The organism is Burkholderia pyrrocinia (genome assembly GCF_018417535.1).
Lineage (GTDB): Bacteria > Pseudomonadota > Gammaproteobacteria > Burkholderiales > Burkholderiaceae > Burkholderia > Burkholderia pyrrocinia_E.
The window spans coordinates 3,654,154-3,674,360 of record NZ_CP070977.1 but is presented as its reverse complement, the minus strand read 5'-3'; the positions used below and the strand labels follow the sequence as shown (position 1 = coordinate 3,674,360).

Here is a 20,207-nt window from a genome sequence, read left to right as displayed (position 1 = left end):
CCACGCGATGCCGCGCTCCCTGCCCATTCGAACGAGGTCCCTGCCGATGAAACCGTCACACTGGTCGAGCTGCAAGGTCGCCGCGCTGATCGTCGCCGCGAGCGTCGCGCTGTCCGGCTGCGGGATATTCGGCTGCGGCGGCGCCGCGAGCAACGGCGGAGCCGCTGGCGGCTGCTCGGCCGGCATGCGGTTCTGAGCCGCGCGCCCGAGGCGATCGCATGCGGCGGAATGCCGCCGGCACCGGCCGGCCGGTCGCCTTCCCGCGTCGCGCCTGCCCGCCCTTCCCATAGCCGTTTTTTGCCGCTGCTGCGCCGCCGCCCTTTTCTGAGATAGGATGGACATGAGGACGATATCGCGCCCGGCGCGCCCGTCCGCGAGCGGGGCCCGCGCGGGCCGCGCACCCTGGCCGTGCGGCCGGGGTGACACGGTGGCGTCGTGCCCTTGGTGTATCCTTGCCTACTCCGTGACAGCGCGCCCCGGCACGACCCGGGCGCACCACCATGAACGATTCGTATCCCAGTCGTAAGTCAACCGACAAACCGCAAGAAAAGCGCTCGCTGCTCGAGCGCCTGACCGACTTCATCTCGCCCGAGCCCGAATCCCGCGGCGAGCTGCTGGAAATCCTCCAGGACGCCCACGAACGCAACCTGATCGACGCCGATTCGCTGTCGATGATCGAAGGCGTGTTCCAGGTATCCGACCTGTGCGCGCGCGACATCATGGTGCCGCGCGCGCAGATGGACGCGATCAACATCGCCGACAAACCCGAAGATTTCATCCCGTTCGTCCTCGAAAAGGCGCACTCGCGCTACCCCGTGTTCGAGGAGAACCGTGACAACGTGATCGGCGTACTGCTCGCGAAGGATCTGCTGCGCTTCTACGCCGAAGAAGAGTTCGACGTGCGCGGGATGCTGCGCCCGGCCGTGTTCATTCCCGAATCGAAGCGCCTGAACGTGCTGCTGCACGACTTCCGCGTGAACCGCAACCACCTTGCGATCGTCGTCGACGAATACGGCGGCGTCGCGGGCCTGATCACGATCGAGGACGTGCTCGAACAGATCGTCGGCGACATCGAGGACGAATACGACTTCGACGAGGAAGCCGGCAACATCATCGCGGGGCCGGACGGCCGCTACCGCGTGCGCGCGCTCACCGAGATCGAACAGTTCAACGAGACGTTCGGCACCGATTTCCCCGACGACGAAGTCGACACGATCGGCGGCCTGATCACCCATCATTTCGGACGCGTGCCGCACCGCGGCGAGAAGCTGCAGCTCGGCAACCTCATGTTCGAGATCCAGCGCGGCGATGCGCGCCAGGTTCATGTGCTGCTGGTGCGCCGCAATCCGCTCGCCAGCCGTCGCGCCGAAACCTCGCACGAGGACTGACCGTCCCGCGCCAGCCGCGGCTCCTTCAACCGCTCGCCCACTTCCGCTTCACATGGACGATCCGATCCTGTCCCGCCCGGCTGGCGGCCTGCTCGCGCCGCCGCCCGGCCGCGCGCTGCCGCGCTGGCACTATCCGGCCGCGCTGCTCGCCGGCGCGGCCAATACGCTCAGCTTCGCCCCGACGCCGCACGGCGGCTGGCTGCAGCTCGTCGTATTCGTCTGGTTTTTCGCGCAACTGACGCGCACGGCGAGCTGGCGCGGCGCCGCGCTCACGGGCGGCGCGTTCGGCTTCGGCAACTTCATCAGCGGCATCTGGTGGCTCTACATCAGCATGCACGTGTACGGCGAGATGGCCGCGCCGCTCGCGGGCGGCGCGCTCGTGCTGTTCTCGCTGTACCTGTCGCTGTACCCGGCGTTCTCGGCCGGGCTGTGGTCGTTCTGCGCGGGCCATGCGTGGCATCGCCGCGACCCCGACCCGCGGCCGTTCTCGCCGACCTGGCACGGCGCGTTCGCGTTCGCGAGCGCGTGGGCCTGCGGCGAATGGCTGCGCGGCACGCTGCTCACCGGCTTTCCGTGGCTCGCGAGCGGCTACCCGCAGGTCGACGGCCCGTTCGCGGGCTTCGCGCCGGTCGTCGGCGTGTACGGAATCGCGTGGGTGCTCGCGCTGTTCGCCGCGCTGGTCGTGCAGGCGCTCGCCGCCGCGCGCCCGTCGCCCGCGCATGACAGCAGCGCCGGCGGCAACGCGCGCGTGCGCATCGCCGCGCCGGCCGGTATCGCCGTCGCGCTCGTCGCGGCCGGCCTCGGGCTGTCGCAGGTCACGTGGACCGTGCCCGCGAACGCGCCGCTCACGGTGCGGCTGCTGCAGGGCAACGTAAAGCAGGACATCAAGTTCGAGCAGGAAGGCATCGACGCGGCGATCAAGATGTACCAGCAGATGATCGTCGACAAGCCGGCCGACCTGATCGTCACGCCCGAGACCGCGATCGCGGTGATGATCCAGGAACTGCCCGAGCCGTTCGCCGTCGCGATCCGCAAGTTCAGCGACACGACCGGTTCGGCCGTGCTGTTCGGCGCGGTCGGCGCATCGGTGACCGAGGACGGCCGCTACGTCGACTATACGAACAGCCTGTACGGCGTGACGCCGAATTCGCGCGACATCTATCACTACGACAAGCACCACCTCGTGCCCTTCGGCGAGTTCATCCCGTGGGGCTTCCGGTGGTTCGTCGACCTGATGAAGATGCCGCTCGGCGACTTCGCACGCGGCGCGCCGGTGCAGAAGCCGTTCCTCGTGCACAACCAGCCCGTGATGGCCGACATCTGCTACGAGGATCTGTTCGGCGAGGAAATCGCCGCGACGATCCGCGACAACCCGCAGCCGCCGGGCGTGCTCGTCAACGTGACGAACCTCGCGTGGTTCGGCGACACGATCGCGCTCGACCAGCACCTGCAGATCGCGCGGATGCGCTCGCTCGAAACGGGCCGGCCAATGCTGCGCTCGACCAACACCGGGATGACGGCCGCGATCGACGCGCACGGGCGCGTGCTCGGCCAGTTGAAGCCGTTCACGATCGGCTCGCTCGACGTGCGGATCGAAGGCACGAGCGGCTTCACGCCGTACGTGACGAGCGGCAACAACATCGTGCTCGCGGTGTCGTTCGTGCTGCTCGCGTTCGGCTTCACGTTCGGGCCGGGGCTGCGCCGGCGCAACGGCCGGAAGAACGGCGACGACCAGCAGGCATGACACACTAGGGCCTGTTCACGCTAATAGCGGGAACAGGCCCTGGGCCGCCGCCGCGCGCTGCGTGGAGACCCCGCTGCGCGACGCGGCCCGCGACCGCAAAGCGGTCGGCCGCTCAGGCCTGCCGGGCCGATCGATCCGATCGTGCCGGCTGCGCGGCCAGGCTCCGCAGATCGCGGCTCACCGCCTCCATCACCGGTTCCCACGCGCCGAACGTCCGCTGCCGGTACAGCGTCGCGGTCGGATACCACGGGCTGTCCTTGCGTTCGAGCAGCCACGGCCAGTGCGGATTCACGTCGAGCAGCACCCAGGTGCGCGCACCGAGCGCGCCCGACAAGTGCGCAACTGAAGTGCACACGGTGATCACGAGATCCAGCGCGCCGATGAACGCGGCCGTATCGTCGAAGCTCGTCAGTTCCGCCGTGAAGTCCTCGATCTCGAAGCCGGCTGCGCGCGCCGCCGCGACATCCGCGTTCGCGCCCGGCTGCAGCGAATAAAACGCGACGCCGTCGATCCCGCGGAACGCGTCGGCATAGCGTTCGAGCCCGACGCGCCGGAACGGATTGCGCTGGTGGCCCGCGCTGCCCGTCCATACGAGCCCGACCTTCAGCCGACGGTCGCCCGCGAGCCGCGCGCGCCACGCATCGCGCGCATCCGGATCGGCCCGCAGGTACGGCACCGACGACGCGAGCGTCGACGCTTCCATGTCGAGCATCAGCGGCAAGCCGATCAGCGGCATTTCGTAATCGAATGCCGGCAGCATATCGACGCCGCCACCCGCGCCGAACGCATCCGCCTGCGCGCCGAGGCTGCGCTGCATCAGCGTGCCCACCTGCGGGAACGTATTCCACGCGAGCCGGCCGCCCTCGCGATGCACGCGCTCGGCGAGCGGCGCGACGAAGCGGCAGAACTGCAGCACGTCGCCGAGCCCCTGCTCGCCCCAGACGAGCAGCGTCTTGCCCGCGAGCGGCTCGCCCTGCCAGCGTGGGCCCGGCAGCGCCGGCCGGCGGCCGCGCAGTTCGCCCGCACCGTCCCAGCGCGCCTCGTGGCCGCGCCAGCCGGCCGCGTAGTTGCCGCGCACGAGCTGGATGATCGCGAGGTTGAACCGGAACGACGCATCGTCGGGCGCCAGCTCGCACGCACGCGCCGCATGACGCTCGGCATCGTCCCAGCGCTGCGCCTCCTTCATCGCCATCGCGACGTTGTTCATTGCGAGCGCATTGTCGGGCGCAAGGTCGGCAAGCCGCGCGGCGCACGCGAGCGCGCCGTCGAGGTCCTGCGTCGCGAGCCGCGCGACGACGAGGTTGATCCACGCCTGCACGTCGCGCGGATCGGCGTTCACGGCCGCGTCGAGCAGCGCGATTTCCTCCGCGCGATCGCCGCCCGACAACCGCAGCGCGATCGCGAGGTTGTTGCGCAGCGACGGCCAGCCGGCATCGGCCGCCAGCGCCGCGCGGTACGGCGCGACGGCGTCCGCGTGACGGCCGGCCATCTGCAGCGCGTAGCCATGATTGAAGTGCGCGGCCGCGCCCGGCCGCACGCGCGCCGCGCATTCGGCGAGCGCGAGCGCGTCGGCCGTACGCTGCCGCGCGACGAGCGTCGCCGTGAGCTGCGCGAGCGCATCGGCGTCGACCGCATGCAGATGGGCGGCTGCGGCGAGCCACTGATCGTGCGCGGCGCGCTCGCCGCGTGCCTGCGCGTCGGCGGCCTGCCCGAGCAGCGCGAGGAACGGCGGAAGCAGCGGAATGAGGATGTCGGTCGAATCGTCCATGCAATCGGAGTCGGCAAGCGGTGACGCGGCACGCGTCGCGCGCCGCAATACGCGCATCTTAACGCCCGTACGAAGCGGCGCGGCACACGCGTCGCGACCGGCCGCACGCAGCCGCGCCGAGCGCACGGGCCACGCGTGCGCAGGCCGCGGGAAGCGGGTTGGCGGCGCTCTTGCCTGCGTTCCGGCCGCATCCGGTCGCCGATCCGGTAAAATTACGCGTTTCAGCACACTAACAAGCCGCGCCGCCGCGCGAGCCGACCCTCCGGGCCCCGCCCGGAGCGCCGCCCGCAACGGAGCGCCAGCGCCACGAAGGCTCTTCATGCTTACGTTTCAGCAAATCATCCTGACGCTGCAGTCCTACTGGGACAAGCAGGGTTGCGCCCTGCTCCAGCCCATTGACATGGAAGTCGGCGCGGGCACGTCGCACGTCCACACGTTCCTGCGCGCGATCGGCCCCGAGCCGTGGCGCGCCGCATACGTGCAGCCGTCGCGCCGCCCGAAGGACGGCCGCTACGGCGAGAACCCGAACCGCCTGCAGCACTACTACCAGTACCAGGTCGTGCTCAAGCCGGCGCCGGAGAACATCCTCGACCTGTACCTCGGCTCGCTGGAAGCGCTCGGCTTCGACCTGCAGCAGAACGACGTGCGCTTCGTCGAGGACGACTGGGAAAACCCGACGCTCGGCGCGTGGGGCCTCGGCTGGGAAGTGTGGCTGAACGGGATGGAAGTCACGCAGTTCACGTATTTCCAGGAGGTCGGCGGCCTCGAATGCAAGCCCGTGCTCGGCGAGATCACGTACGGCCTCGAGCGCCTCGCGATGTACCTGCAGAAGGTCGAGAACGTGTACGACCTCGTGTGGACCGAGTGGGAAGAGCAGGGCCCGAACGGCCCCGAGCTGCGCCGCCTGTCGTATGGCGACGTCTACCACCAGAACGAGGTCGAGCAGTCGACCTACAACTTCGAGCATGCGAACGTCGACCTGCTGTTCACGTTCTTCAACAGCTACGAAGCGGAAGCGAAGCGGATGATCGACGCGCAGCTCGCGCTGCCCGCGTACGAACTCGTGCTGAAGGCCGGCCACACGTTCAACCTGCTCGATGCGCGCGGCGCGATCTCGGTGACCGAGCGTGCGGCATACATCGGCCGCATCCGCGCGCTGTCGCGTCTCGTCGCGCAGGCTTACTACGACTCGCGCGAGAAGCTCGGCTTCCCGATGCTCGGCAACCCGCCGGGCGTGCCGGGCCTCACCACCGACGCCCAGGACGCCGCGCAGCCGGCATGGGCGCCGCCGCTCAAGGTCGAACGCAAGATCGACCAAGACTGACGAGACGAGATTTCCTCCAAACATGACGCACAATCATCCCGCCCCCCTGCTCGTCGAACTGCTGACCGAAGAGCTGCCGCCGAAGGCGCTCGCGCGCCTCGGCGACGCATTCGCCGAAGGTCTCGCGCAACGCCTCGCGGCGCGCGACCTCGTCGAAGGCGAACTCGTATTCGAACGCTACGCCACGCCGCGCCGCCTCGCCGTCGTCGTGCAGAACGTGCGCGCCGTCGCGCCTGACAAGCAGGTCCGCGAAAAGGTCCTGCCCGTGTCGGTCGCGCTCGACGCCGAAGGCAAGCCGACGGCCCCGCTCGCGAAGAAGCTCGCGGCGCTCGGCCACCCGAACCTGTCGATCGCCGATCTCGAGCGCGCGCAGGACGGCAAGGCCGAAGCGTTCTTCGTCAACTATTCGGCAGCCGGCGCGACGCTCGCCGACGGGCTGCAGGCTGCGCTCGACGAAACGCTCGCGAAGCTGCCGATCCCGAAGTTCATGACCTACCAGCGCCCGGACGGCTCCGACGTGAAATTCGTGCGCCCCGTGCATCGCCTGACGGTGCTGCACGACGATCGCATCGTGCCCGTCACCGCGTTCGGCATCGACGCCGGCGACACCACGCTCGGCCACCGCTTCCTGTCCGACGGACTCGTCGCGATCCAGCATGCGCGCGCCTACGCCGACACGCTGCGCGACAGGGGCCGCGTGATCGCGCACTTCGTCGATCGCCGCGAAACGATCCGCACGCAACTGAACGAACACGCGAACGGCGACACGGTCGTGATGCCCGAATCGCTGCTCGACGAAGTGACGTCGCTGGTCGAATGGCCGGTCGTCTACCCGTGCCGCTTCGAGGACGAATTCCTGCAGGTTCCGCAGGAATGCCTGATCCTCACGATGCAGACGAACCAGAAGTATTTCGCGCTGACCGACGTCGGCGGCAAGCTGCGCTCGCGCTTCCTGATCGTGTCGAACATCGAGACGAAGACGCCGGGCGAGATCATCGAAGGCAACGAGCGCGTCGTGCGCCCGCGCCTCGCCGATGCGAAGTTCTTCTTCGAGCAGGACAAGAAGAAGCCGCTCGCCGACCGCGTGCCGCTGCTCGCGAACGTCGTCTATCACAACAAGCTCGGTTCGGCGCTCGCGCGCGTCGAGCGCCTCGAGGCGCTGGCCGGCGAGATCGCACTCGCGATCGGCGCCGACGCCGCGCACGCGAAGCGCGCCGCGCGCCTCGCGAAGGCCGACCTGCTGACCGACATGGTCGGCGAGTTCCCGGAACTGCAGGGCACGATGGGCACGTACTATGCGCGCCACGACGGCGAAGCCGACGACGTCGCGCTCGCGTGCGCCGAGCACTACCAGCCGCGCTTCTCCGGCGACGCGCTGCCGACCACGCCCGTGTCGACCACCGTCGCGCTCGCCGACAAGCTCGAGACGATCGTCGGCATCTGGGGCATCGGCCTCGCGCCGACCGGCGAGAAGGATCCGTTCGCGCTGCGCCGCCACGCGCTCGGCGTGCTGCGCCTGCTGCTCGAGAAGCAGTTGCCGCTCGATCTCGTGTCGCTGCTGCGCACGGCCCACGCGCGCTTCGAAGGCGTGCCGGGCGTCGCCGAATCGACCGATGCGATCTTCGCGTTCTTCATGGATCGCCTGCGCGGCTTGCTGCGCGAGCGCGGTTATTCGGCCGGCGAAGTCGACGCGGTGCTGAGCCTGAACCCGACGCGCGTCGACGATCTCGTCGCACGCCTCGACGCGGTGCGCGAATTCACGCGCCTCGTTGAAGCCGAAGCGCTCGCGGCCGCGAACAAGCGGATCTCGAATATCCTGAAGAAGTCGGAAGGCAGCGTGAACGGCACGGTGCAGCCGGCGCTGCTCGTCGAGGCCGCCGAGAAGGCGCTGCACGAACAGCTCGCGGCCGTGACGCCGCACGTGCAGTCGCAGCTCGAGGCGCGTGCGTACACGGGCGCGCTGTCGGCGCTCGCCGCGCTGCGCGCGCCGGTCGACACGTTCTTCAACGACGTGATGGTCAACGCGGACGATCCCGCGCTGCGCGCGAACCGTCTCGCGCTGCTGTCGGCGCTGCATCAGCAGATGAACTGCGTCGCCGACATCTCGAAGCTCGCCGCATAAGGGCCGCACGATGCCGATCAGCCCCAACCGAAAGCTCGTCGTCCTCGACCGGGACGGCGTGATCAATGTCGATTCGGATGCGTTCATCAAGACGCCCGACGAATGGATCGCGCTGCCCGGCAGCCTCGAAGCAATCGCCCGGCTCAACCACGCGGGCTATCGCGTGGTCGTCGCGACCAACCAGTCCGGCATCGGTCGCGGGCTGTTCGACATGGCCGCGCTCAACGCGATGCACCTGAAGATGCATCGCGCGGCGGCCGCGGTCGGCGCGCGCATCGACGCGGTGTTCTTCTGCCCGCACACGGCCGAGGATCACTGCGACTGCCGCAAGCCGAAGCCCGGCATGATGCAGATGATCGCCGAGCGCTTCGAGATCGATCCCGATCACACGCCGGTCGTCGGCGATTCGCTGCGCGACCTGCAGGCCGGTGTCGTGGTCGGCTTCCAGCCGCACCTCGTGCTGACCGGCAAGGGCAAGAAAACGCTCGCCGCGGGCAATTTGCCGCCCGGCACGAAGGTCCACGACGACCTGCGCGCGTTTGCGCTCGATTTCCTTTCACACGAACACGAGTGATGCGGCTGCCGCGCGCATCCTCCCTAACACCAGACTCACGCCGATGCGCTTCGTCCGCTCCCTGCTGCTGCTGATCTACTTCATCCTGTACACGGTGCCGTACGCCACCGCGTGCTTCATCGCCTTCCCGTTCATGCGTCCCGACGCGCGCTACTGGATGGCGGCCGGCTGGTGCAAGTCGACGCTGTGGGTCGTGCGCTGGCTGAACGGCATCCGCTACCGGATCGAAGGGATGGAGAACCTGCCCGACGGCCCGGCCGTGCTGCTGTCCAAGCACCAGTCCGCGTGGGAGACGCTCGCGTTTCCGGCGCTGATGCCGAAGCCGCTCTGCTACGTGTTCAAGCGCGAACTGCTGTACGTGCCGTTCTTCGGCTGGGCGCTCGGGCTGCTGCACATGGTCAACATCAACCGCAAGGAAGGCAAGAACGCGTTCGTCTCGGTGATCCGCCAGGGCAAGAAGCGCCTGTCGGAAGGCGCATGGATGATCATGTTCCCCGAGGGCACGCGCACGCCGGTCGGCAAGCAGGGCAAGTACAAGACGGGCGGCGCGCGCTTCGCGATCGAAACCGGCACGCCCGTCGTGCCGATCGCGCACAATGCAGGGCGGGTGTGGCCGCGCAACTCGTTCACGAAATTCCCGGGCGTCGTCACCGTGTCGATCGGCAAGCCGATCCCCGTCGACGGGCTGACGCCCGATGCATTGAACTCGCAGGTCGAAGCATGGATCGAAGCGGAAATGCGCCGCATCGATCCCGATTCCTATCGCCAGGCGGGCAATGCAGGCACGCGCGATGCCGCGCGTGCCTGAATCCCCCGGATTGCAGCCGTTGCGCACCACAAAAAGAAGCGAACTGATGAAACAGCGTCCGCGGCCACGGCCAGCCGTCGTGGCTCTCGATCATCGCCAGATGGACCTGCCGCTCTTCGACGGGCCGGCCGCCGCACCGTCGGCGCCCGCCACGCCGCCGGCGCCGCCTGAAGCAGCGCCCGCCGCACCGCTCGATCCGGGTCCGGCGCCCGACCGCTCGCGCGTGCGCACGTTCGCCCTCGACAGCCGCGTGCTCGAATACCGCCTGAAGCGCTCGGCACGCCGTACGATCGGCTTCACGATCGACGGCAGCGGGCTGTCGATCACCGCGCCGCGCTGGGTCACGCTCGCCGACATCGAGGCCGCGATCTCCGAGAAACAACGCTGGATCTTCGCGAAGCTCGCGGAGTGGAAGACGCGCACCGAGCAGCGCGCGCTGCCGCAGATCGACTGGCGCGACGGCGCGCAGCTTCCGTATCTCGGCAAGACGGTGACGATCGCGCTCGGCGCGGGCGCCGTCGCGTTCGACGCCGATGCGCTGCGGTTGTCGCTGCCGCTGCCCGCGCAAGCCGACATGCAGCAGATCAAGGATCGCGTGCAGGGCTGGCTGCAGGGCGAAGCAAAACGGATCTTCGGCGAACGCCTCGCGGTCTATGCGGAAATGCTCGGCGTCACGTATTCGATGTACGCGCTGTCGTCGGCAGCGACGCGCTGGGGCAGTTGCTCGAGCGACGGCAAGATCCGCCTGAACTGGCGGCTGATCCATTTCCCGATGTCGATCATCGACTATGTCGTCGCGCACGAACTGTCGCACCTGCGCGAGATGAACCACAGCCCGGCCTTCTGGCAGACCGTCGAATCGATCTTCCCCGAGTTCCGCGAAGCACGGCACACGCTCAAGCATCACCCGCCCGAGCTGCTGCCGTCGCTGTAACGCGCACGGTCTTGTCGGTCAACGCAAACGGGCGATGCGGGTCACCCCGCACCGCCCGTTCGTACCGGCCGCCGCGTGCATCGCACACCGCGGCCCGCTCATCCGGCGCTCAGTGCGCCTTCTTCTGGATGAACTCGATCTTGTAGCCGTCCGGATCCTCGACGAACGCGATCACGGTCGTGCCGTGCTTCATCGGGCCCGCTTCGCGCGTGACCTTGCCGCCTTGCGCCTTGATCTTGTCGCAGGCCGCGTACGCGTCGTCGACCGCCACCGCCAGGTGGCCGAAGCCGTTGCCGAGGTCGTAAGCCGGCGTATCCCAGTTGTGGGTCAGCTCGATCACGGTGCCCGTGCTTTCGTCTTCGTAGCCGACGAACGCGAGCGTGAACTTGCCTTCCGGATAATCCTCGCGACGCAGCAGCTTCATGCCGAGCAATTCGGTATAGAACTTGATCGAGCGGTCGAGATCGCCGACTCGCAGCATCGTATGCAGCAAACGCATGTTGTGTACTCCTGTGGGGACTTTCCAGAACCAGAAACTCTACCAGAGTCGGGTGAAACCCGTCGGGGGCGCCTGGCCGGCGCGGCCGATATGGGGCATCGGTCCGACAGGCGCGAGCGGGTACGCCGGCAGAACCGGCCGCGCTCGACGCGCCCCCTTCGGGCTGGCCGATCGGGTAACATCCTTCCACTTCGCACCAAAAGCGGGCATGCAGCCCGAACGCGACCACCCTCCCGACCAGCCACACTGCCGTGCGAATCCGCCGATTCGAGCGCGCCGGACGCGCCGCCCACCTGATTTCGCTGCCACCGTATCGAACCGGCGGGGCCCGCCGATGACCACGCTTGCCGCCACGCCCAAGCGCCGCGCGCTCGACATGCGCGCCGTCGGCCTGATGCTGCTGCTGTGCGCGATCTGGGGCTTCCAGCAAGTCGCGATCAAGAGCACGAACGCCGCGATTGCACCGATGTTCCAGGCCGGGTTGCGCTCGGTGATCGCCGCGGTGCTGCTGTGGGGCTGGGCCCGCGCGCGCGGCACGCCGCTGTTCCGCGCGGACGGCACGTTCGGCGCGGGCCTCGCGGCCGGTGCACTGTTCGCCGGCGAATTCGTCTGCGTGTTCTTCGGGCTGACGCTGACCAGCGCGTCGCACATGGCGATCTTCCTGTACACGGCGCCCTGCTTCACCGCGCTCGGCCTGCACCTGTTCGCGCCGGGCGAACGGCTGCAGCGCGCGCAGTGGGCCGGCGTCGGCCTCGCGTTCGCCGGCATCGCGCTCGCGTTCGCGGACGGCTTCCTGAAGCCGCGCGCGCCGGACGCATCCGTTCTGGCGGGGCTGGCCGGTGACGCGCTCGGCATTCTCGGCGGCGCGATGTGGGCCGCGACGACGGTCGTCGTGCGTTCGACGGCGCTCGCGCACGCAAGTGCGAGCAAGACGCTGTTCTACCAGCTCGCGGTGTCGGCGGTCGTGCTGGTCGCGCTCGCCGCGCTGTTCGGCCAGGTGTCGTTCGCGCACGTCACGCCGGTCGCGGTGGCGAGCCTCGCGTACCAGTCGGTGATCGTCGCGTTCGTCAGCTACCTGTCGTGGTTCTGGCTGCTGACGCGCTACAGCGCGTCGCGGCTGTCCGTATTCACGTTCCTGTCGCCGCTGTTCGGCGTCGCGTTCGGCGTGCTGCTGCTCGGCGAATCGGTCGGCTGGCGCTTCATGTCCGCGGCCGCGCTCGTGCTGACCGGCATCGCGCTCGTCAACGCGCCGCCACGCAGGCGGGCATGACGGCGGGCGGCAGCCCGACATGCGAACGACACGCGCACATAAAAAAACTGCCCCGCGGGGCAGCCTCATCGCGACATCCGGTCGAGCTCGCGCGACGCGCGTTACCCGGCCTTGCGCACCGTCGCGAGCGCCTGCGCGACGCCGACGTATTCGGCCACGCTCACGTCCTCCGCACGACGCGCGAGATCGAAGCCGAGCGCATCGAAATCGATCGTCTCGCGATAGTCGCCGAGCGTATTGCGCAGCATCTTGCGGCGCTGCGAGAACGCGGCAGTGACGATTTCGCCGAGCAGCACCGGATCGACGTCCGGCAGCTCGTGCGGCTCGTACGGAATCATCCGGACGATCGCCGAATCGACCTTCGGCGGCGGCTGGAACGATTCCGGCGGCACGTCGAGCATCTTTTCCATCACGTAGCGGTACTGCAGCATCACCGACAGCCGCGAAAACGCCTTCGTGCCCGGCTCCGCGACCATCCGCTCGACGACTTCGTTCTGCAGCATGAAATGCTGGTCGATGACCACGTCGGCGAACGTCATCAGGTGAAACAGCAGCGGGCTGGAAATGTTGTACGGCAGGTTGCCGACGATCCGCAGCGACGGCTTGTCGCCGGGCGCCGCGAGCGAACGGAAATCGAACGCGAGCGCGTCGCCCGCGTGCAGTTCGAGCAGCGCGCCGAAGCGCTGCTGCAGGCGCCCGATCAGGTCGCGGTCGAGCTCGACCGCATGCAGCGGCGACTCGGGCGTCGAGAGACGCTCGATCAGCGGCCCGGTCAGCGCGCCGAGCCCGGGGCCGATCTCGACCATGCGCTGGCCGCGCGCGGGACCGATCGTCGACACGATCGAGTCGATCACGCCGTGATCGACGAGGAAGTTCTGCCCGAAGCGCTTGCGCGCGAAGTGGCCTTGGTGCTGTCTGCTGTTCGACATCGACTGAGTAAAACGAAAAATACGACGAATGTGGTGGTCGGACCGCGTCAGGCCGCGCGGCGATGGCGTGCCATCGTGACGGCCGTATCGAGTGCGGCAATCATGCTGCCCGGATCCGCGCGGCCCGTGCCGGCCAGATCGAGCGCGGTGCCATGATCGACCGACGTGCGGATGATCGGCAGCCCGAGCGTCACGTTGATGCCCTCGCCGAACGTCGCATACTTCAGCACGGGCAACCCCTGGTCATGGAACATCGCGAGCACGCAATCGGCATCGGCCAGATGGCGCGGCTGGAACAGCGTGTCGGCCGGATACGGGCCGCGCGCGTCGATACCCTGCGCGTTCGCACGGGCCAGCGCCGGCGAGATCACGTCGATCTCCTCGCGGCCCAGATAGCCGTTCTCGCCCGCGTGCGGGTTCAGGCCCGTCACGAGGATGCGCGGCGCGGCGAGACCGAAGTCGCGCCGCAGGTCGCGATCGATGATCGCGAGCGTCTCGACGAGCCCGTCGATCGTCAGCGCGGCCGATACGTCCTTCAGCGGCAGGTGCGTGGTCGCGAGCGCGACGCGCAGCGGCTTGTCGCCGGTGCCCGCCAGCATCATCACGACACGCGGCGTATGCGTGCGCTCCGCCAGGTATTCGGTATGGCCGGTGAACGGCACGCCCGCATCGTTGATCGTGCTCTTCTGCAGCGGCGCGGTAACGATCGCGTCGTACCGGCCTGCCAGCGCACCGTCGATCGCCGCATCGAGCAAGTCGAGCACGTACCGGCCGTTCGCCGCGTCCAGCTTGCCCGCCTGCGCGGGCGCGGCAAGCGCGCGATGCGCGATCGACACCTGCCCGCCGGCGAGCGTTGCCGGGTCGGCGCCGACCGCCGCCGCGCGCGCATCGAGCAGCGCCGCATCGCCGAGCACGGTGAAATGCGCGTCGGGCCAGCGCTGCGCGGCGTCACGCAGCGCCTGCACGGTCAGCTCCGGGCCGACCCCCGCGGGTTCGCCGGTGGTGATCGCGATCTGCAGCGCGGGCGTGGTCATGTGAAGCTCGTTCAGTTCGCCGGGCCGACGCCGCCGATCTTGTACTGCACGTACGACGAGTCGCGCAGCTCGCGCAGCCAGTCGGCATATGCCTGCTCGGCCTTGCGCTGGCCGATCGCCTGACGCGCGATGTCCATCTGCTGCTGCACCGAGCCTTCCGCCTCGCGGCGGTTCAGCACCTGGATCAGGTGGTAGCCGTACTCGGTACGAATCGGCTGGCTGATCTGGCCGTCCTGCAGGTTGTTCATCGCACGCTCGAATTCCGGCACGGTCTCGCCCGGGCTGATCCAGCCGAGATCGCCGCCCTGCGACGCCGAACCGTCCTGCGAGTAGGTGCGCGCGAACTTCGCGAAATCGCCGCCGGCCTCGACCTGGTTGCGGATGTCGACCAGTTGCTGGCGCGCCTGGCCTTCCGACTTGCCTTCGCCCACGCGCAGCAGGATGTGGCGCACGTGCGTCTGGACGATCTTCGGTGCCGCGGCGGTTGCGCCCTGGCTCTGGCGGCGGTCGACGAGACGCACGATCTCGAAGCCGTCCGGCACGCGGATCAGCGTCGGGTTGACCTGGCCCGGGCGCAGCTTCGACGCGGCATCGACGACCTCGGCCGGCAGCGCGCTCGGCGCCTTGAAGCCGAGATCGCCGCCCTTCTTCGCGTCGTTCGCTTCCGAATTGTTCTTCGCGAGCCGCTCGAAATCGGCGCCCGACTTCGCCTGCTGCAGCAGCGCGTCGGCCTTCTTCTGCGCGACTTCGATGTCGGCCTGCGGCGCGTTGGTCGGCGCCTTGATGAAGATGTGCTGGAAGCGCAGGTCCTGCTGCTGCGACGCATTCGGCCCGCGCTGGCTGGCGATGTAGTTCGCGACTTCGGCGTCCGACACGGTGATCTTGCCGTCGACCTCGCGCTCGCGCAGCTTCGACAGCATCAGCTCGGTACGCGCATCGCTCGTGAAGATGCTCCAGGGCACGCCTTGCGCCTCGAGACGCGCGCGGTACTGTTCGAGCGTCATCCCGTTCGCTTGCGCGAGACGCTGCAGCGTCGACTGCACGGTCGCGTCGTCGACGCGAATCCCGTCGTCCTTGGCCTTCTGCACCTGGATCCGCTCGAGCACCATCTGGTTCAGCACCTGTGCGCGCAGCTGGTCGGCCGGCGGCACCGGCGCGTTCTGCTGCTGCAGCCGGCGCGCGATCAGGCCGGCGCGCTGGTCGAGTTCGCGGCCCGTGATCACGTCGTTGTTGACGACCGCGACGACTTCGTCGGCGAGTTGCGCACCTTGCGAACCGAGCGCCTGCGCCGCGGCCGGCGCGGCGGCGAGCAGCGCGGCGGACGCGGCGAGACTGGACACGACTGCCGCGAAACGAAGGGTTTTCTTCATTGCCACTGAAACTCCATTGAAATCGTGCTGACCGGTGCAGACAAGCCGGCGTTACTCGTAGTTGCTGAAGCGGGACATCGGCGGTGGCGGCGGCGGCAGCGGCGTGTAGCCCGGCACCCCGGCGCGGAATGCGGACACGAGGCCGTTGTCGACGGTCGACAAGCCCTTGAGCGTCAGTTGCATCATGAATCGCGTCGACGAGTTCTGCTGCCCCGACGAATTCACGCCGTTCGCAGCCCGCTGCACGCCGACCCCGAGCGCCCAGCAATCCGCGTCGTATTGTAAGCCGAGCAGACCGTCGACCACGCGATCGCCGGCGAGATCGTAGTTGAAACGACCGATCGCATACAGGCGGCGCGTGAGCGGCCATTGCGCGGACACCAGGAACTGGTTGATCGGCTGCCCGTCGAGCGTGGTGTTCGCGCGCGTATAGCGGTAGCCGACGTTGATCACGCGGCGCTCGCCCGGGCTGTAGCCGAAACCGACGCTCGACTTCACGAGCTGGTTGTTGTTCTGGTTGTACTGGAACGCCGTCTCCGACATGAAGCCCGAGCCGAGCTTCAGCGCGGCGCCGACGATCAGGTCCGAGTGGCGCGCCTGCGCCGCGGTCTGCCCGGAATTCAGCGTGACGCGCTGATTGGCGAAGTAGTACTGCTGCGCGATCACGAAGCGCGCGCGCTCGTCGCCGGTACGCGGATCGATGAAGCGCGACGTGAGGCCGGCCGTGATCCGGTTCGCATCGGCGATCCGGTCGTTGCCGACAAACGTGTTCGGCTGGTAGATCTCCGCGAGGCCGAAGTCCGATTCCGCGGTGTCGAACAGCGGCGCGTTCGACTGGTCGCGATACGGCGTGTACACGTAGTACAGGCGCGGCTCGAGGGTCTGGATGAAGTCCTGCCCGAACAGGCGCACCGAGCGGTCGAAGATCAGGCCCGAATCGAAGGTCACGGTCGGGATCGACTCGGTGAAGCGCTTCGGGTTGTTCGGCGTGCTCGATGACAGGTGGCTCAGGTCGTACGACGCGAAGTGGTACTGGACCTTCGGCACGACGAAGTAGCCGGGGCCGTACACGCCGTATGCGATGTACGGGTTGAAGGCGATCCGGTCGCCTTCGGTCGCATCGGCCGTCGTGATGCGAAACCGCGAATAATCGGCTTCCGCGCCGAAGTCGAAGCCGCCGACGTTGTACTTCGTGTACTTCACGTTCAACTGCGGCTCGCGGCTGTACGGCGCGATCGACGGCGGCAGCGTCTGCCAGTGCTGGTAACGCGCAAGCACCGACCACGGGCCGGTGTTGTACGTGAGGCCGGCTTCCTGCTGGTACAGCGTCTGCGTCCCGTTGACGAACTGGTTCATCGACCCAAGATCTTCGGGATACGTGTTGTCCGAGACCTTGTTGTAGTAGACGTAGCCGCCGAAGCCGCCACCGAAGTTCTGCTGGTGCTGCCAGTAGATCGCGTAGCGGTTGCGGTGCGCGAGCCGGTCATCCGGCAGGTAATTGGCCGTAAACGTGCCCGAATACGACGGCGACAGGTAGCGGAACGTCGCTTCGGCCATCACGCCGCGCCGCGAGATGATGCGCGGCGTGAGCGTCAGGTCGCGGTTCGGCGCGATGTTGAAGTAGTACGGCAGCGTCAGCTCGAAGCCGTTGCTCGAGTTCACCGAGAACGTCGGCGGCAGCAGGCCGCTGCGCCGCTCGCCCGACAGCGGGAACGTCATCCACGGGCTTGCGAAGATCGGCACGCCCTGGAAGAACAGCACGCCGTTGCGCGCGGTGCCTTCGTCGGCGCCCGTATCGAAGTCGAAGCGGCTGCCCTTGATGTACCACGCGGGGTTCGTCGAGCACTGGCACGCCGTGTACGTGCCGTTGACGAACACCGAGCGCTCGTTGTCGACCATGTCGACGCGCTCCGCGCTGCCCGAGCCGCCCGTCATGTTGAAGTGGTACTTCGGCGCCGTCATGAAGCCCTGGTTCGCCTCGATCTTCAGATGCGCCTCGGGGCCCGCGAACGACGTGCCGCCATTGATCACCCTGACCTGGCCGTACGCATCGGCCATGTCGGTATCCTGATCGTAGTGGATCGCGTCGGCCTTCACGATGGCGTCGCCGCGCCGCAGCTCGGCCGAACCCTTCGCGGCCAGGTCCTGCTCGGCCGTGCCGCTCGTGTGGTCGGCGATCACGAAGGCAGAAGGCTTCGCGCCGTCCTTCAGCGGATGATCCTCGAGCTGGGGTGCGAGACGCAGATCCCACGGAGTGTCGAGCGGCTGCGGCTGCGCAGCCGCGCCCGACAGCTGCGCGTACGACACGGCCGGCACGAGGCCGGGCACGGCCAGGAGCGCGAGCGCGAGCCGCCGTTTGCGCGGCGCCCCGTCACCGGGGAAAACATTCGGGAATAGCGGTTTGGGCGGCATCTATCGTTTGGCGAATCGCCCCTTGTCAACCGCGCCTTCACGGCACATTCGCGCACGGCGGGCCGCGCCGTCGAACCGCGACTGCGGCTGAGCGCAAACCGGGGAGGCGATCGGGCGGACGGCGCGACAGGCAGCGGGCCTGCACGGCGGAAGCTGACGCGGGGCGCGTCAAAAAAGTCGTGGGGTATTATATGGCAAGACGTTCCCCCCTCCCCCGAGTTTCATGACGCCCCCATCCGCCGCATCCCAGTCCGACGCCCGCCTCGACGCACTCACCGCGTGGCTGCACCCGCTCGCCGGGCGCTACGCGCTCGACCTGTCGACCCTCGCGCCCGCATCGTCGGACGCCAGTTTCCGCCGCTATTTCCGTGTCGCGTCGGCCACGAGCCCCGGCGGCACGCTGATCGCCGTCGACGCGCCGCCGCCCGAGAAGTGCCGCGAGTTCGTCCAGGTCGCGCAACTGCTCGCCGCGGCCGGCGATCACGTGCCGGACGTGCTGGCCCACGATTTCGACGCAGGCTTCATGCTCGTGACGGACCTCGGCCGCACGTCGTACATCTCGGTGCTCGATCCGGCCGACCCGGCCGCCGCGCGGCCGCTGATGCGCGACGCGCTCGACGCGCTGATCCGCTTCCAGCTCACGTCGAAGCCCGACGTGCTGCCGCCGTTCGACGAAGCGTTCCTGCGCCGCGAAATGGAGCTGCTGCCCGAATGGTTCGTCGGCCGCCACCTCGGCAAGCCCGTCACCGACGCGATGCGCGGCACGCTCGAGCGCACCTTCGCGCTGCTGGTCGCCAGCGCGCACGCGCAGCCGCAGGGTTTCATGCTGCGCGACTTCATGCCGCGCAACCTGATGGTCTGCGAGCCGAATCCGGGCGTGCTCGACTTCCAGGACGCCGTGTACGGGCCGCTGACCTACGACGTCGTGTCGCTGCTGCGCGACGCGTTCATCAGCTGGGACGAGGAGTTCGAGCTCGACTGCTTCGCGTATTACTGGGAAAAGGCGAAAAAGGTCGGCCTGCCGGTCGATCCCGATTTCGGCGAGTTCTACCGCCAGCTCGAATGGATGGGGCTGCAGCGCCATATCAAGATCCTCGGCCTGTTCGCGCGCATCAATTACCGCGACGGCAAGCCGCACTACCTGAACGACCTGCCGCGCTTCCTCGCGTACGCGCGCAAGGTCGCGCTGCGCTACCGCCCGCTCGTGCCGTTCGCAAAGCTGCTCGACGAACTCGAGGGCAACGCGGCGGCCGACGTGGGCTATACGTTCTGACCGTCCTGACTGTCCTGACACCCAGCCGAACATGAGCGACACCCTGACCACGGCGATGATCTTCGCCGCCGGGCGCGGCGAACGGATGCGCCCGCTGACCGACACCCGCCCGAAGCCGCTGCTCGAAGCCGGCGGCAAGCCGCTGATCGTCTGGCAGATCGAAGCGCTCGCGCGCGCGGGCATCGAGACGATCGTGATCAACCACGCGTGGCTCGGCGAACGGATCGAGGCCGCGCTCGGCGACGGTTCGCGCTGGGGCGTGCGGCTCGCGTATTCGGCCGAAGGTGAAGCGCTGGAAACCGCCGGCGGTATTGCGCAGGCGCTGCCGCTGCTCGAGCGCGACGGGCGGTCGACGGTGTTCGTCGCGGTGGCCGGCGACGTGTTCGCCGAGTTCGATTACCGGAAGCTCGCCGCCCCGGCGGCGCGCATGTCGGCGCTCGACGCGCCCGCGATGCATCTCGTGATGGTGCCGAACCCGCCGTTCCATCCGTCCGGCGACTTCGTGCTCGGTGGCGACGGGCGCCTGTCGCTCGACGGCGGCGAGCGCGTCACGTTCGGCAGCATCGGCCTGTACGACACGCGGATGTTCCGCAATCTCGCGCCCGGCACGCGACGCGCACTGACGCCGTACTTCCGCGCGACGATCGAAGCCGGCCGCGCGAGCGGCGAACTGTACGAAGGCATCTGGGAGAACGTCGGCACGCCCGCGCAGCTCGGCGAGCTCGACGCGCGACTGCGCGCCGCGGGCTGACCGGACG

The 20,207-nt window shown here is 68.4% G+C and carries 17 protein-coding genes; 11 read left to right on the top strand and 6 right to left on the bottom strand.

Translation table 11 applies throughout. The features are described from left to right. The first annotated feature begins 46 nt into the window (after positions 1-46). From JYG32_RS17065 to lnt, 3 genes are all read left to right on the top strand, one after another. Positions 47-196 (top strand): hypothetical protein, encoded by a 150-nt coding sequence (locus JYG32_RS17065; protein WP_213264174.1) that lies wholly within the window; start codon positions 47-49, stop codon positions 194-196. 304 nt (positions 197-500) lie between these two features. After that, the gene (locus tag JYG32_RS17060) at positions 501-1,388 is read left to right on the top strand and encodes an HlyC/CorC family transporter (protein WP_174383292.1); all 888 of its coding nucleotides are present in this window, start codon (positions 501-503) and stop codon (positions 1,386-1,388) included. A gap of 52 nt (positions 1,389-1,440) precedes the next feature. Continuing rightward, positions 1,441-3,132 (top strand): apolipoprotein N-acyltransferase, encoded by a 1,692-nt coding sequence (gene lnt, locus JYG32_RS17055; RefSeq protein ID WP_213264173.1) that lies wholly within the window; start codon positions 1,441-1,443, stop codon positions 3,130-3,132. A gap of 112 nt (positions 3,133-3,244) precedes the next feature. On the opposite strand, the gene JYG32_RS17050 is transcribed toward lnt, so the two are convergent. Then, a complete protein-coding gene (locus tag JYG32_RS17050) occupies positions 3,245-4,900 on the bottom strand; it encodes a hypothetical protein (RefSeq protein WP_213264172.1) in 1,656 nt (551 codons plus the stop codon). A 319-nt stretch (positions 4,901-5,219) separates the two neighbouring features. Here JYG32_RS17050 and glyQ point away from each other — a divergent pair, with 319 nt between their 5' ends. The 5 genes from glyQ to JYG32_RS17025 are packed head-to-tail and all read left to right on the top strand — an operon-like array spanning position 5,220 to position 10,662. Then, positions 5,220-6,224, top strand: a complete 1,005-nt coding sequence (gene glyQ / locus JYG32_RS17045; protein ID WP_174381572.1) for a glycine--tRNA ligase subunit alpha — start codon at positions 5,220-5,222, stop codon at positions 6,222-6,224. Between the two features lie 22 nt (positions 6,225-6,246). Continuing rightward, on the top strand, positions 6,247-8,346 hold the full coding sequence (gene glyS / locus JYG32_RS17040; protein WP_213264171.1) for a glycine--tRNA ligase subunit beta: 2,100 nt from the start codon (positions 6,247-6,249) through the stop codon (positions 8,344-8,346). 10 nt (positions 8,347-8,356) lie between these two features. Further along, positions 8,357-8,920, top strand: coding sequence for a D-glycero-beta-D-manno-heptose 1,7-bisphosphate 7-phosphatase (gene gmhB / locus JYG32_RS17035; protein ID WP_213264170.1), 564 nt, complete (start codon positions 8,357-8,359; stop codon positions 8,918-8,920). 43 nt (positions 8,921-8,963) lie between these two features. Then, entirely contained in the window at positions 8,964-9,728 is a 765-nt protein-coding gene (locus tag JYG32_RS17030; protein ID WP_174381569.1) for a lysophospholipid acyltransferase family protein, read from the top strand. A 46-nt stretch (positions 9,729-9,774) separates the two neighbouring features. After that, positions 9,775-10,662, top strand: a complete 888-nt coding sequence (locus JYG32_RS17025; RefSeq protein WP_174381568.1) for a M48 family metallopeptidase — start codon at positions 9,775-9,777, stop codon at positions 10,660-10,662. Positions 10,663-10,771: 109 nt separating this feature from the next. Here the strand turns inward: JYG32_RS17025 and gloA are convergent, their stop codons facing one another. Continuing rightward, the gene (gloA, locus tag JYG32_RS17020) at positions 10,772-11,161 is read right to left on the bottom strand and encodes a lactoylglutathione lyase (protein WP_174381567.1); all 390 of its coding nucleotides are present in this window, start codon (positions 11,159-11,161) and stop codon (positions 10,772-10,774) included. Positions 11,162-11,495: 334 nt separating this feature from the next. Between gloA and JYG32_RS17015 the strand changes: the two genes are divergently transcribed. Then, on the top strand, positions 11,496-12,431 hold the full coding sequence (locus tag JYG32_RS17015) for a DMT family transporter (protein ID WP_213264169.1): 936 nt from the start codon (positions 11,496-11,498) through the stop codon (positions 12,429-12,431). A gap of 101 nt (positions 12,432-12,532) precedes the next feature. On the opposite strand, the gene rsmA is transcribed toward JYG32_RS17015, so the two are convergent. From rsmA to JYG32_RS16995, 4 genes are read right to left on the bottom strand one after another with little or no spacing between them, the layout of a single operon-like run. After that, positions 12,533-13,360: a 16S rRNA (adenine(1518)-N(6)/adenine(1519)-N(6))-dimethyltransferase RsmA gene (gene rsmA, locus JYG32_RS17010; RefSeq protein WP_174381565.1), complete on the bottom strand. Its 828-nt coding sequence runs from the start codon at positions 13,358-13,360 to the stop codon at positions 12,533-12,535. Between the two features lie 47 nt (positions 13,361-13,407). After that, positions 13,408-14,394, bottom strand: a complete 987-nt coding sequence (pdxA, locus tag JYG32_RS17005; protein ID WP_213264168.1) for a 4-hydroxythreonine-4-phosphate dehydrogenase PdxA — start codon at positions 14,392-14,394, stop codon at positions 13,408-13,410. 11 nt (positions 14,395-14,405) lie between these two features. After that, the gene (locus tag JYG32_RS17000) at positions 14,406-15,764 is read right to left on the bottom strand and encodes a peptidylprolyl isomerase (RefSeq protein WP_174381563.1); all 1,359 of its coding nucleotides are present in this window, start codon (positions 15,762-15,764) and stop codon (positions 14,406-14,408) included. Between the two features lie 51 nt (positions 15,765-15,815). Beyond that, complete coding sequence (locus JYG32_RS16995) at positions 15,816-18,176, bottom strand: LPS-assembly protein LptD (protein ID WP_213264167.1); 2,361 nt, start codon at positions 18,174-18,176, stop codon at positions 15,816-15,818. A 223-nt stretch (positions 18,177-18,399) separates the two neighbouring features. Between JYG32_RS16995 and JYG32_RS16990 the strand changes: the two genes are divergently transcribed. Together JYG32_RS16990 and murU are read left to right on the top strand one after the other, a co-directional pair. Next, positions 18,400-19,449, top strand: coding sequence for an aminoglycoside phosphotransferase family protein (locus JYG32_RS16990; protein WP_213264166.1), 1,050 nt, complete (start codon positions 18,400-18,402; stop codon positions 19,447-19,449). Positions 19,450-19,480: 31 nt separating this feature from the next. Then, positions 19,481-20,200: an N-acetylmuramate alpha-1-phosphate uridylyltransferase MurU gene (murU, locus tag JYG32_RS16985; protein WP_213264165.1), complete on the top strand. Its 720-nt coding sequence runs from the start codon at positions 19,481-19,483 to the stop codon at positions 20,198-20,200. Positions 20,201-20,207 lie beyond the last annotated feature (7 nt).